The 12997-nt window shown below is 73.1% G+C and carries 10 protein-coding genes; 2 read left to right on the forward strand and 8 right to left on the reverse strand.

The features are described 5' to 3' along the window. Positions 1-178 precede the first annotated feature (178 nt). Positions 179-868 (forward strand): aggregation-promoting factor C-terminal-like domain-containing protein, encoded by a 690-nt coding sequence (locus Mam01_RS26640; protein WP_239101637.1) that lies wholly within the window; start codon positions 179-181, stop codon positions 866-868. Between the two features lie 99 nt (positions 869-967). Continuing rightward, positions 968-3025, forward strand: a complete 2058-nt coding sequence (locus tag Mam01_RS36955) for a glycosyltransferase family 2 protein (RefSeq protein WP_239101638.1) — start codon at positions 968-970, stop codon at positions 3023-3025. Between the two features lie 22 nt (positions 3026-3047). On the opposite strand, the gene Mam01_RS26650 is transcribed toward Mam01_RS36955, so the two are convergent. From Mam01_RS26650 to Mam01_RS26685, 8 genes are all read right to left on the reverse strand, one after another. Beyond that, entirely contained in the window at positions 3048-4079 is a 1032-nt protein-coding gene (locus tag Mam01_RS26650; RefSeq protein WP_204287912.1) for an alpha/beta fold hydrolase, read from the reverse strand. After that, entirely contained in the window at positions 4076-5443 is a 1368-nt protein-coding gene (locus Mam01_RS26655) for a 3-hydroxybutyrate oligomer hydrolase family protein (RefSeq protein ID WP_204287913.1), read from the reverse strand. The genes Mam01_RS26650 and Mam01_RS26655 overlap by 4 nt, the downstream gene beginning before the upstream one ends. Beyond that, entirely contained in the window at positions 5443-6780 is a 1338-nt protein-coding gene (locus Mam01_RS26660; RefSeq protein ID WP_204287914.1) for an MFS transporter, read from the reverse strand. Before Mam01_RS26660 ends, Mam01_RS26655 begins: the two co-directional genes overlap by 1 nt. A gap of 76 nt (positions 6781-6856) precedes the next feature. Then, a complete protein-coding gene (locus Mam01_RS26665; protein WP_204287915.1) occupies positions 6857-8845 on the reverse strand; it encodes a helix-turn-helix domain-containing protein in 1989 nt (662 codons plus the stop codon). Next, on the reverse strand, positions 8830-9603 hold the full coding sequence (locus Mam01_RS26670) for a 3-hydroxybutyrate dehydrogenase (RefSeq protein WP_204287916.1): 774 nt from the start codon (positions 9601-9603) through the stop codon (positions 8830-8832). Before Mam01_RS26670 ends, Mam01_RS26665 begins: the two co-directional genes overlap by 16 nt. Before the next feature lie 67 nt (positions 9604-9670). Further along, entirely contained in the window at positions 9671-11062 is a 1392-nt protein-coding gene (locus Mam01_RS26675; protein ID WP_204287917.1) for a class II fumarate hydratase, read from the reverse strand. Positions 11063-11174: 112 nt separating this feature from the next. Further along, entirely contained in the window at positions 11175-11726 is a 552-nt protein-coding gene (locus tag Mam01_RS26680; RefSeq protein ID WP_204287918.1) for a hypothetical protein, read from the reverse strand. Positions 11727-11823: 97 nt separating this feature from the next. After that, the gene (locus tag Mam01_RS26685) at positions 11824-12852 is read right to left on the reverse strand and encodes a COG1470 family protein (RefSeq protein ID WP_204287919.1); all 1029 of its coding nucleotides are present in this window, start codon (positions 12850-12852) and stop codon (positions 11824-11826) included. Positions 12853-12997 lie beyond the last annotated feature (145 nt).

A 12997-nucleotide genomic window follows, 5' to 3' on the forward strand; every position in this document is an offset into this window, starting at 1 on the left:
TCGTCCCAATATCGATGCCGGGTTGTCATGAGACGGGGTGTGACCAAAATCACACCGGCGGGGAAAGCGCATGTGATCGGTGGTGAGGTCAAGGCGTCACCAAACAGGTACCACGTTTCGGTTGCGGACCACCCCCCGGGACAGGGCAAGCTCAGTGGCCGTGAGCTCTGGTCAGCAGTTGAAGGATCGTCCCCGCGCCTCCCGGTCCCGGCGGGGCGGAAACGGCCGCTCCGGCCCCGGCTGGCTGACACCCAAGCGGATCGCGATCCTCGGCGCCTCGGTGGCCGTGCTCGCCGGGGGGACGTTCTACACGGTCCGCACGGCCGTCGAGCATTCGAACGCGCCGGCCAAGCCACTGGAGCCGGGCGACTTCCTGGCCCTCGACCCCGCCGCGCCCGACCCCGAGGGCGACACGCTCAAAGAGAACGCGGTCCAGGCCCTGCGCAAGGACCGGCTGGAGAAGGCCCGCGACCGCGCGAAGGTCCTCGACCCGGTCGACATCGTGGAGAAGGCCCCCGGTGGCGCCGGCCTGCCGCCCGCGAACTTCCCGCCCGGTTCGTCCCCCGACCCCGGCAGCAACAAGGCCCTCGGCAAGCAGATGGCCGAGGCGCGCGGCTGGGGCGGCGAGTGGGGCTGCCTGGAGAAGCTGTGGGACAGGGAGAGCCACTGGAATGAGCGGGCCATGAACCGCTACAGCGGCGCGTACGGCATCCCCCAGTCGCTCCCCGGCAGCAAGATGGCGAGCGCGGGCGCCGACTGGCAGACCAACCCCGCCACCCAGATCAAGTGGGGCCTCGGCTACATCGCCGGCCGCTACAAGACGCCCTGCGGCGCCTGGGCCCACTCCCAGTCCACCGGCTGGTATTAGAAGCCCCGCCCCGGCGGCTCCGCGAAACTCTGGTCAGGGTTGGTCGATCCTTCGGCAAGCCCGCGCGTCCGGCGGGGCTCGCGCTGCACCCTTGGCCTCATGGGTGTGAAGGTCAGCGTGGTTATGCCCGTGTCCAACCCCGGGCTGTCGAACGACGACTTCGGCGCCGCCGTGCGTTCGGTGCTGGAGCAGTCGCTGCCGCCGGACGAGTACGAGGTCGTCTTCGCCGACGACGGGTCGACGGACGGGACGCGCAGGCGGCTCGACGCCATCGCCGGGCAGCGCGGAAACGTGCGGGTCCTGCACCTCGACCACACCGGCTCGCCCGCGCGCGGGCGCAACGTCGGCCTGTCGGTGGCCCGCGGCGAGTACGTCTACCTGCTCGGCCAGTACGACAGGCTGGAGCCGCACGCGCTGGAGCGGATGTACGACAGGGCGGTGGAGACCGACGCCGACGTCCTGGTCGGCAGGCTGGCCGACGGGGGCCCGCCTCCGGCCGCCTTCGCCCGCGACCGCGACCGGGCGGACGTGCTGCGCGACCACCTCCTCGCGCTGCCGACCGCGCACAAGCTGTTCAGCCGGGAGTTCCTGGAGACCTGCGCGCTCCGCTTCGCCGACCGGCCGCTGTCGGAGCAGGCCTTCGTGACCCGGGCGTACCTCGCCGCGAAGGTGGTCGCCGTGCTGTCCGGCGAGATCTGCTGCCATCTCGGCCCGGCCGCCCCGGGCACGGCGGGGGAGGAGCGGCTCGACGCCGAGGCGCTCTTCGACGGGTTGAACGCGGTCTTCGACGTGGTGGACGCCTGCACGGAGCCGGGGCCACAGCGCCGGCGGATCCAGGCACACTGGTATCGGGCGCTCGGGCTGCGCCGGCTCGCGGGGCCGCGCTTCCTCGCCGCCGAGCCCGACGAGCGGATGCTCCTGTTCTCCTTCCTGCGCCGGTTCACGCTCGACCGGTTCCCCACGGAGCTCGACGTCCACCTGCCCGCACACCTGCGTGCCCGTACGGCGCTGCTGCGGCAGGACCGGCTCGACGCGCTGCTCGCCCTCGCCGAGGCGTCGCGCGGCACCGGGATCAGCGCGGAGCTGCGCGGGCTGCGCTGGGACCGGGGCGCGCTCCTGCTCGACCTGAGCGTGGAGGTGCTGCGGGCGGGCGGGAGCCCGCTGTGGCTGCGGCAGCGCGACGACCGGCTGCTGTGGACGCCGCCTCCGGCCGTGGAGGGGCTGCTCGACGGGTTGCTCGGCGACGAGGAGGCCGACGTGACCGAGGCGGTGCGCCGGGCGCGCGTGGAGGTCTGCGTACGGCACGCGGAGACCGGGGTGACGCACGCCCTGCCGGTCTCCTGCTCGGTCGGCCAGGCGACGGTGGGTCAGAGCACGGCTCAGGGCACAGCGGGTCAGGGCACAGCGGGTCAGGGTGCGGCGGGTCAGGGTGCGGCGGGTCAGGCGGCGGGTGGCCGGGAGCGGGCGGGAGGCGACGGGCAGGCACGAGTCTGGGTGAACGGCCAGGCGCGTCTCGACGTCGGCTCGGCGGCCCTCGGCGGGCCGCTGTCCGCCGGGCTGTGGGAGATCCACGTGCGCCTGCGGGGCCTGCCGGGGGGCCGCGCCCGGATCGTCCGCCCCACGCATCCGATGAGCTGCGCGGGCGCCCTCGCCGGGGAGCCCGCGCGGCTGGTGGTGCCGTGCTGGTCCGAACGCGGCGAGCTGGGTGTGTGCGTGGAGCCGAGGTCGTTCCCCGAGTCGATCGCGCTGGTCTCGTCCCGGGCCACCGTGGCCAGGCAGGAGGGGCACGTCTTCGTCGTCGTGCCCGTGCCGTACGTGCCGCCGAGCGGCGGCCCGCCGGCCGAGCTGGTGCTGCGCGAGCAGGACGGGCGCGGGCGCAGCATGGTCGTGCCCGCGCTGGTCGAGCCGGGGATTCCCGGCCGGGTGGCCGGGCAGCTCGTCGCGCGGGTGCCGGTGAGCCGGCTCGGCGGGGACGACTGCCTCGGCCCCGGCCTCTGGCGGCCCGCCCTGCGGATCGGGCAGAAGGACGTCGACCTGCTGTTCGGGCTGACGATCCGCCGCGGCGGGCAGGTGTCCGTCCTGCCCGCCGGAGCCCCGCCGAGGGCGCCCTCGCCGCTGCGCCGCCTCGCCGTACGGGTGCTGCGCGACCGTCGTTGAAGGACCGGCTGGAGATCAGCGATCAGCCTCGCAGGTGGGCGAGCAGGGCCGCGCGGAACTCGGCGGGCCGGTCGAGGTGCGGGCCGTGGCCGGCGCCCTCGACGACCACCTCGCGGTAGGCGCCGTAGCGCTCCAGGACGGCCCGCGTCTGGGTGACCATCGGCTGGGCGGGCGTGCCGTCCCAGCCGGGCACGGCCCCGATCGCGCCGAGATGCGCGAGGTCGAACAGCGAGGTGTCCGACACGATCACGTCCTGGTCGCCCCTGATCCACAGGATCGGCGGCTTGGGGTCGATCTCGTGCAGGTCGTCGATCCGGAAGTTCGTCGGCGCGATCGAGTTGAGCACGCCGCGCTTGCCGGGCGCGAGGTTCGGCCAGGCGTCGGAGGGCAGGAAGTCGCCGGGGTAGTGGTCGTCGCCGACCCGGGTGGACAGCATCGACTCGACGAACGCGTCCTCCTCCTCGCCGAGGTCGGTGCCGGGCGCGACGTACGTGGCGCGCAGCACCGACCGGGGCGAGAGGGGGGAGCCGTCCGAGCGGTCGCCCTCCCGCAGCAGCCGGACGAACTCGGGGTTGGCCCCGCCGCCGCCGGAGCCCACGCCGTCGGGGGAACCCAGCACGCCGTCCACGCCCGTCGTGCCGCCGAAGCCGTACGGCGAGACGGGGTTGACCAGCGTCAGGCTGCGGACCGCCGCCGGCCGGTCGCGCAGGACCTGCATGACGACCCCGCCGCCGAGGCTCCACCCGACGAGGTGCGCGGGCCCGAGGTGGTCGAGCAACGCGAGCACGTCGTCGGAGTAGTCGCGCACGCCCCGGCTCGCGTCCACCGGCTCGGGATCGGAGCCGCCGAACCCCCGCAGGTCCACCGCGTACGGCCGGAAGCCCTCGCCGAGCGAGGTCATCGTGGACCGCCAGAACACGCTGCAGGAGACGTTGCCGTGCACGAACAGCACCGGCTCGCCCGACGATCCGGGCACGGACAGGACGTTGAGCGTGAGACGGTCCGTGCGGATCCGCTCGGCGGTTATGGGCTCGCTGGATATGGGCGGGGTCATGGTGTCGCTCCCAGTGTGCAGGTGTTCTCGAGATCGCCCGTCGCCGGGCGGGGCAGGGTGGCGCTCGGAGGGGGCGGCGTGCCCGCGCCGATCCACGCCTCCAGGGCGGTGAACGCGCCGCGGAAGCAGGGCAGCAGGGGTCGCAGCTGGTCGGGGTAGGCCGGGTAGAGGCCGTCGACGTGGTTGCCGCCCTCGACGCGGTAGTAGCGGAACAGCCGGTCACGATGCTGTCCGGAAATCATCTGGGCGTAGATGTCCGAATCCTCGCTGATGGGCAGGAGCGTGTCCAGGGTGCCGTGCACCGTGATCAGCGGCCGCTTGATCTTCCCGGTGAGGCTCACCCGCGCGACGGCCCGCTTCACCGCGGTCGGCCGCGACGCGTAGTCGTAGTCGGTGTCGCAGCCGGGCGTGCTGCCGGGCGTGCCGGACGCGCAGAACGGGGTGCCGGCCTCGGCGTCGCCGTCGTAGGAGGGGTCGAACTCCTCCCGGTAGACGCGCTGGGTGAGGTCCCAGTAGTACTGGTAGTGGAACGGCCACAGAAACTGCGACGCGGGCGCGAAGCCCGCCGCCGCGACCCCGGCCGTGTCGCCCTTCGGGTACGCGCGCAGCGCGGGCGGCAGGAACGTCAGCAGGTTGTGGCTGTCGGCCCGCCAGAGCACGCCCTCCCAGTCGACGCCGCCGTCGAACAGGTCGGGACGGTTCTCCAGCTGCCAGCGCACCAGGTAGCCGCCGTTGGACTGGCCGGCCGCGATCGTCGTGCGGGCGGGCCTGCCGTACCGCTTCCGTACGACGGCCTTGGCGGCGGACGCCAGCTGGCTGACCCGCTCGTTCCACTCGGCGACCGCGTCTCCCGGGCGGACGCCGTCGCGGTAGAAGTCGGCACCGGTGTTGCCCTTGTCGGTCGCGGCGTACGCGTAGCCCTTCGCCAGCGCCCAGTCGGAGATCGTGAAGTCGTTGGCGTAGGTCTCCCGGTTGCCCGGCGACCCGGCGACCACGAGGCCGCCGTTCCACCGCTCGGGCAGCCGGATGACGAACTGCGCGTCGTGGTTCCAGCCGTGGTTGGTGTTCCCCTTCGAGGTGTCGGGGAAGTAGCCGTCGATCTGCGTGCCGGGGACGCCGAAGGGGTTGACGGCCCCGGCCGAGTTGAGCCCCGACCAGTCCGACTGGTCGGTGTGGCCGGAGGCCAGGGTGCCCTTCGTGGTGAGGTCGGCCAGGCAGGCGGTCACCTGCTTCTCCGCGCCCGGCACGGCCACTGTGGGGCAGGCCGCGGGCGGCGCGGCCTGGACCGGAAGGGCGGAGGCCACAAGGGGCAGGGCCGCCGTCAGCGCGGCCAGACCGGAGAGACCGGCGAGACGCCCGCGCATCAGGCCTCCTTCGCGACGACGGCGGCCCGGGCGGCGCCGGAGGCGGGTTCGATCGCCGACAGGTCGCGGTCGCGGGTCTCCCTGGAGGCGACCACCGCGACCACGGTGAGCACCGCCGCCACGACCACGTAGACGGAGACCGGCACGCTCGATCCGTACGCGTCGAGCAGCGCGACCGCGATCAGCGGGGCGACGCCGCCGGCCGCGATCGAGGCGAGCTGGTAGCCGATCGAGACGCCCGAGTAACGCATGCGGGTGGCGAACAGCTCGGAGAAGAACGCCGCCTGCGGGCCGTACATCGCGCCGTGCAGCACCAGGCCGACCGTCACGGCCACGGTGACCAGCGCGAAGTTCTTCGTGTCGATCAGCGGGAAGAACGCGAAGGCCCACAGGCCCACGCCGACGGCGCCGAGCAGGTAGACCGGCCGGCGGCCGAGCCGGTCGGACAGCGCGCCCCACACCGGGATCGTGACGAAGTGGACCGCCGAGCCGATCAGCACGGCGTTGAGCACGGTGCCCTTGGGCAGGCCCGCCGTGGTGGTGCCGTAGACCAGCACGAACGCGGTGATGATGTAGTAGGAGACGTTCTCGGCCATCCGGGCGCCCATCGCCACCAGCACGTCGCGCCAGTGGTGGCGCAGCACGCCGACGATGGGCGCGGCGGGCGCGGGCTCCTGGCGGGCCAGCGCCTCCTGGAACACCGGCGACTCGGCGACCGTGAGCCTGATCCACAGGCCGATCAGCACCAGCACGCCGGACAGCAGGAACGCGATCCGCCAGCCCCAGGCGAGGAACGCGTCGTCCGGCTGCACCGCGGCCAGCAGCGCCAGCACGCCGGTGGCGATCAGGTTGCCGCCGGGAGCGCCGGCCTGCGGCCAGGACGCCCAGAAGCCGCGGTTGCGGGGGTCGCCGTGCTCGGAGACCAGCAGCACCGCGCCGCCCCACTCGCCGCCGAGGGCGAAGCCCTGCACCAGCCGCAGCACGGTCAGCAGCAGGGGGGCGCCGGCGCCGAGGGCGGCGTACGTCGGCAGGAGGCCGATGAGGAACGTCGCGCCGCCCATCATGAGCAGGCTGATCACCAGCAGCCGCTTGCGGCCGAGCCGGTCGCCGTAGTGGCCGAAGACCAGCCCGCCGAGGGGTCTGGCGACGAAGCCGACGGCGTAGGTGAGGAAGGCCAGCAGCGTGCCGGTCAGTTCGTCCTCGTTGGGAAAGAAGAGCTTGTTGAAGACCAGGGCGGCGGCCGAGCCGTACAGGAAGAAGTCGTACCACTCGATCGTCGTGCCGATCAGGCTGGCCCCGACGACCTTGCCGATCCGGGCAGGTGGGGTGTTTGCCATGGGAACTCCTCCGATGGGGGGTTCCGCCACGGTACGCAGTGACCGGGGTCACTCCTATGGGTCGGTTCCACACACCTCACGCGTCGGGCATGTGGGTCCTGAGCCGGTGCAGCCGCAGGGCGAGCTGGATCTCCAGCGCGTGGTCGGGCTCCTGCCAGTCCACGCCCAGCAGCTGCCCCACCCGGTCGAGCCGCTGGGTGACCGTGTTGACGTGGATGTGCAGCGCCTCGGCGGTGCGCGACAGCGAGCCGCCGGTGCCGAAGTAGGCGTTCAGCGTCGTGACCAGGGCGGTGCCCCGCCGCGCGTCGTAGTCGAGCACCGGCCCGAGCGCCCCGGAGAGGAAGCCTGCCACCTCGCGCCGCTCGCCCACCAGCAGGCCCACGAAGCCCAGTTCCTCGGCGCTCGCGCCGTCGCCCGTACGGCCCAGCGCCACGAGCGCGTGGGCGCACCGCCGCGCCTCGGCGTACGCCGAGGCGACCGACGTCACCGGCCCGTCACCCTGCTCGCCGGCCTGCTCGCCGGCCTGCTCGCCGACCCGATCGCCGACCCGATCGCCGGCCTCACCACCCGGGCCGGCCGCGAGGGCGGCCCCGGCCGTCGCCGGACGCCCGAGCGAGGCGGTCAGCTCGGCCGCGACGCGCCGGGCCAGCGTGCCCGGCCGGTCGCCGGGCAGCAGCAGCACCACCTCGTCGCCCCGCGCCGCGGCCAGGCCGTGGGCGAGCGTCGCCTGCGACGACGCCCAGAAGGCGGCCCGCTCCCGCTGCCCGTCGTGCCGGGCCACGACCAGCACGTGCGGCGCGCCGAGGTCGACGCCGAGCCGCCGCGCCCGGTCGCGCAGCCCGCGCAGCTCGGGCCGGGAGACCAGGTCGTCGAGCAGCTCCCCGCGCACCCGCCCCTCGGCCTCGGCCACGCTGCGGCGGAACAGCAGCAGCAGGGCGGTGACGAGCGCGGCGCGCTCCAGGATGCGCTGGTCGGTGTCCGACACCGGCCGGTCCGTCCGCAGCACCAGCGTGCACAGCGGCGCCGCCCCGACGTCCACCGAGGCGACGTACGCGTCGCCGCGCTTGACCGTGCGGCCGAGCGCCCGCGACGACTGGGCGGCGTCGAAGACGCCCGCGTCGAGCTCGCGGGTCTCGCCCACGAGCGGGCGGCCCTCGTCGTCCAGCACGGTCAGGCGGCCGCCCAGCACCTCCGTGACCACCGCGGCGACGTCCTCCACGCCGCCGCCGCGCAGCACCAGGCCGGTCATCCGGTCGTGCGCGTCGGCGGCCCGCTCGATCGCCTGGCTGTGCGCGCTGATCACCGCGTTCGCCCCGCTCAGCTCGGCGAGCGCGGCGCGGGTCTCCTGCAGCAGCCGGGCGGTGTCGATGGCGACGGCCGCGTGCGCCGCCAGCGAGCACAGCAGCGCGACCTCCTCCTGCGCGAACGGCCGGGCGCTGCGGTTGGCCGCGAACAGCACCCCGATCACCTGGGTGCCGAGCCGCAGCGGCACTCCGAGGATCGCGACCAGGCCCTCCTCGTGGACCGCGCCGTCGATGGTCGTGGTGTGCCGGAAACGCGGGTCGGCGAAGTAGTCGGCGGTGTTGTACGGCGTGCCCGTCTGGGCCACCAGCCCGCCGAGCCCGGCGCCCATCGCGAGGCGCAGCCGCCGGAAATCGGCCGAGATGGACCCGTCGGTCACCCGCATGTAGGTGTCGCCGCGTTCGGGGTCGTTCAGCGTCATGTACGCGATGTCGGTGCCGAGCAGCTGCCTGGCCCGGTGGACGATCGCCTCCAGCACGGCGTCGAGGTCGCGCAGCCCGGCGAGGTCGCCCGCGGTGTCGAACAACGCCGACAGCTCGGCCTCCCGCCGGGCCCGCCGTCGCAGCATCGCCCGCACCTTCAGCGCGGCGACCTTGGCCTGCTCCAGCTCCTCCAGCGTGGCCGAGTCGGCGCCGGCCGCCCGGGCCTGGAGGACCGGGCCCTCGAACTCGAGCGCCGACGCCTCGCGCGCGAGCAGGTCGAGGTAGGCGCGGGCGCCCTCCGCGGACGCCGGGGCCGGGGTGGTGGTCAGCGGGCGCTCCATCCACCGTCGATGGGGATCGACGCCCCGGTGACGAACGACCCCGCCGGCCCGCACAGGTAGGCGACCATCTCGGCGACCTCGTCCGGCTCGATCAGCCGCTTGATCGCCGCCGGGGCGAGCATGATCTGCTCCACGACCTCGTCCGGGCCGATCCCGTGCGTACGCGCCTGGTCGGCGATCTGGTTCTCCACCAGCGGCGTGCGCACGTAGGCGGGGTTGACGCAGTTGGAGGTCACCCCGTGGGCCGCCCCTTCGAGGGCGATCACCTTCGACAGGCCCTCCAGCGCGTGCTTGGCCGTCACGTACGCCGCCTTGTACGGCGAGGCCCGCAGGCCGTGGACGGAGGAGATGTTGACGATCCGGCCCCAGCCGCGCTCGTACATGCCCGGCAGCACGGCCCGGGCGAGCAGGAACGGCGCCTCGACCATCACCCGCATGATCGCGCTGAAGATCTCGGGCGGGAAGTCCTCGATCGGGGCCACGTGCTGGAACCCCGCGTTGTTCACCACGATGTCGGCCCGCAGGCGGGTGTCAGGCGACGGCGGCAGCTGGCCCCGCCAGGCCACCAGGAACTCCGGATCCGACAGGTCGACGGTCACCGGCGTCCCGCCGATCTCGGCGGCGACCTTGCCCGCGGCCTCGGCGTTGACGTCCGCGACGACGACGTGCGCGCCCTCGGCGGCCAGGCGGCGGGCACACGCCCGGCCGATGCCGCTCCCCGCGCCGGTGACCAGGGCCGTACGGCCTTCAAGGCTCATGCTGCCTCACGATAGGAACCACACCACGCCGGGCACATGGCGACCGGCGACATATCTCTCCGGCCCCCTATGTGGGACGGGTCATCGAGAGGACGTCGAGGGCCTCGTCGAGCTGCTGTTCGGTCAGCGCGCCGCTCGCCACGTGGCCGCGCTCGATGACGACCTCACGGATCGTCCGGCGTTCCCGGAGCGCCTGCTTGGCGATCTTCGCGGCCTCCTCGTACCCGACGTACCGGTTGAGCGGGGTGACGATGGACGGCGACGACTCGGCGTACTCACGGAGGCGGTCCACGTTGGCGGTGATCCCGCTGACGCAGCGGTCGGCGAGCAGCCGGGAGACGTTCGCCAGCAGCCGGATCGACTCCAGCACGTTGCGCGCCATCACGGGTAGCATGACGTTCAGCTCGAACGCGCCGGAGGCCCCGGCCATGGTGACGGCCGCGTCGTTGCCCACCACCTGGGCGGCCACCATCGTGACGGCCTCGGGGATCACCGGGTTGACCTTCCCCGGCATGATCGACGATCCCGGCTGGAGGTCGGGGAGATTGATCTCGGCGAGCCCGGCCCGGGGACCCGACCCCATCCACCGCAGGTCATTGGCGATCTTGTTGAGCGAGACGGCGATCACTTTGAGCATGCCCGACAGCTCGACCAGGCCGTCCCGCGCGCCCTGCGCCTCGAAGTGGTCCCTGGCCTCGGTGAACGGCAGGCCGGTCGTCCGGCTCAGCTCGGCGATCACCGCCTGCGCCCACCCGGGGCCGGGCACGTTCACCCCGGTGCCCACCGCCGTGCCGCCCAGCGGCAGCTCGGCCAGGCGCGGCAGCGCGGCCTGCAGCCGTTCGAGGGCCAGCTCGATCTGGGTGGAGTAGCCGCCGAACTCCTGGCCGAGCGTGACCGGCGTCGCGTCCATGAGGTGGGTGCGGCCCGACTTCACCACGCCGGCGAACTCCGTCGCCTTCTCCTCCAGCGCCGTGGCCAGGTGCTCCAGCGCGGGCGTGAGCTCGTGCACCACCGCGTACGCCGCCGCGACGTGGATGGAGGACGGGAAGACGTCGTTGGACGACTGTGCGGCGTTGACGTGGTCGTTCGGGTGGACGGGACGGCCCAGCCGCTCCTGCGCGAGCGTGGCGACGACCTCGTTCATGTTCATGTTGGAGGAGGTGCCCGACCCGGTCTGGAAGACGTCCACCGGGAACTGGTCGTCCCAGTGGCCCTCGGCGACCTCGGCGGCCGCGTCCCCGACGGCCTGCGCCATGTCCTCGTCGATCACGCCGTACTCGGCGTTGACCTTCGCGCAGGCCGCCTTGATCCGGGCGAGCGCCGCGATGTGGGCGGGCTCCAGGCCCCGGCCCGACACCGGGAAGTTCTCCACCGCCCGTTGCGTCTGCGCCCGCCACCGGGCCCGGGCGGGCACCCGCACCTCGCCCATGGAGTCGTGCTCGATGCGGAAATCGTCCATGCCTCAGTCCTTCGGCCGCCCGTCGATGCCCTTCCTGCCCGGATCCACGGCCCTCCGAACGTGGATCCGGGCACCGGGGAGGGCTCGACGACGAGGGCCGTCTCCGCCGGGCTCAGCGCCGTGCGTACAGCCCTCGGCGACGCATGATCACGGCGAAGGCGCCGAGGGCGAGGACCGCCACCAGGACGATGATGCCGATCTTGAGCAGAGAACCGGACGAGTCCTCGCTGTCCGCCGCTGCCGCCGCCCTGTCGCGGGTGAGGGCCTCGGCCGCGGCCATCGGCGAGGCCTTGAGGTCCTGCGCCGTCACCTTCGTCGTCGCCTGTGCCTTGGACGGCTTGGTCGCCGTCACGGTGACGCTCCACTCGCCGTTCGGCAGCGGCTCCGCGGGCTGGTAGACGTTCTGGCCCTCGGACGCGGACCTGAGCTGTACCGGCCCGAAGGAACGGCCGTCGGCCGACTTGGCGGTCAGGGTCGCCTCGACGATCTCCTCGACGGGCTGGCCGTTCTTCTTCCACGTGGCCAGCACGTTGACGTTGTGGCCGCCGTCCCCGATCACCTCGAGCTTGATCGGTCCGTTGTCGGCGGACGCCGCCGATGCGCCGAGCACCAGCACGAGCCCGGCCAGCAGCAGGGTCACGGCGTGGCGCAGTGTCTTGTTCACGAGTGGTGCTGCCCTTCAGGTTGTTCTCAGGGGTGGTTCTCGGGGTGGTGCTGGGGGGTCGTTTCGTGGCCGTCGTGAGGGCCGTGGCGCCGGGCGCTCACGCCCTGAGCGGCGGGGTGCTCCGGCCGCCCATGACGAGCAGCTTCTCCCTCCGCCTGCGGCGCAGGACGGCCGAGATGCGGAAGGCGAGCAGGACGAGGAGGAGGAGAGCGAGGAGAGCGAGCTGCGGCCACGGCAGCGCCCACAGAGCGGTGCCGCTCGCCACCCGCTCGGCGGTGATGCCCGGGAGCGGCTTGCCCGCGGGAGCGGGGATGGCCATGACCGTCGTGTCGATCGATCCCATGGGCCAGGCGCCGGTCACCCGAGCGCTGAAGGTGCGGCTGCCGCCCGGCATGATCTCTCTGGCCTTGGCCTCGGACTTGTCGTCCCAGGCGCTCTCCCCCACGAAGGTGGACGTCAGGACCCGGGCGTCCGGTGCCAGCCGGACGTTGCCGACGTTGGCGAGGGTGTAGCTCACGTCGACCGTACCCGGGGAGAAGGGGTTCCACGACCAGTGGTAGTCGGCCCGCAGGCCGGTCACGGCGACCTTGGCCACGTAGTTGCCGGTCACCCGGATGTTCAGGCGGACGCCCACCCGGTTCTGGACCCGCACCTGGCCGGAGATCGTGTCGATGGACGCGGTGACCCCCGCGGGGTGGTCTCCCGGCGTCGCGTTCTGGGGAATCGAGACCTTGACGGGCACGACGGCGGTGGCTCCGCCGGCGATGGTCACCTTGTCGGGGATCTCGATCCACGAGCCGCCGTCGGTCGGCTTGACGTCCGAGGGCCGCATGTCGAAGTAGCCCTTGGCGGTGAGGTAGCCGTCGTTGGCGTCGATGGCGAAGTCGACGGGCTGGGTGGAGCGGTTGATGACCGCGATGTGCTCGGTCATCTGCTGTCCGCCGGCGAGGTCGATGTCGATGACGCTGCGGCCGTCGGGGCCTTTGGTGTCGGCCGGCACGACCGACCAGGTGGTGTCGGCGCTCGCCGGGGTGGCGAACGCGACCAGGGCGACCAAGACGGTCGCGCCGACAGCGTGAAGCACGGCGAGGAGGGCGAAGGCGCCCCGCGAACGGCTCTTGGTCACAGAGGTGTCTCCTGTCTCAATGCGGACGTCCGGAACGTTTGAGTCAGACTCGCACACGTTCCGGACGTTCGCACTGGGGCGGTCGGTTCCTGCCTCCGACGGGATGGCTCCCGGATGGGTCAGGACTGGTTGAACAGTGAAAGCG

It is taken from the genome of Microbispora amethystogenes, from assembly GCF_016863015.1.
GTDB classification, from domain to species: Bacteria; Actinomycetota; Actinomycetes; order Streptosporangiales; family Streptosporangiaceae; genus Microbispora; species Microbispora amethystogenes.

Coding starts and splice junctions, on each gene's coding strand:
- Mam01_RS36955 (WP_239101638.1), top strand. CDS start 968: ATGGGTGTGAAGGTCAGCGTGGTTATGCCCGTGTCCAACCCCGGGCTG.
- Mam01_RS26650 (WP_204287912.1), bottom strand. CDS start 4,079: ATGACCCCGCCCATATCCAGCGAGCCCATAACCGCCGAGCGGATCCGC.
- Mam01_RS26655 (WP_204287913.1), bottom strand. CDS start 5,443: ATGCGCGGGCGTCTCGCCGGTCTCTCCGGTCTGGCCGCGCTGACGGCG.
- Mam01_RS26660 (WP_204287914.1), bottom strand. CDS start 6,780: ATGGCAAACACCCCACCTGCCCGGATCGGCAAGGTCGTCGGGGCCAGC.
- Mam01_RS26665 (WP_204287915.1), bottom strand. CDS start 8,845: ATGGAGCGCCCGCTGACCACCACCCCGGCCCCGGCGTCCGCGGAGGGC.
- Mam01_RS26670 (WP_204287916.1), bottom strand. CDS start 9,603: ATGAGCCTTGAAGGCCGTACGGCCCTGGTCACCGGCGCGGGGAGCGGC.
- Mam01_RS26675 (WP_204287917.1), bottom strand. CDS start 11,062: ATGGACGATTTCCGCATCGAGCACGACTCCATGGGCGAGGTGCGGGTG.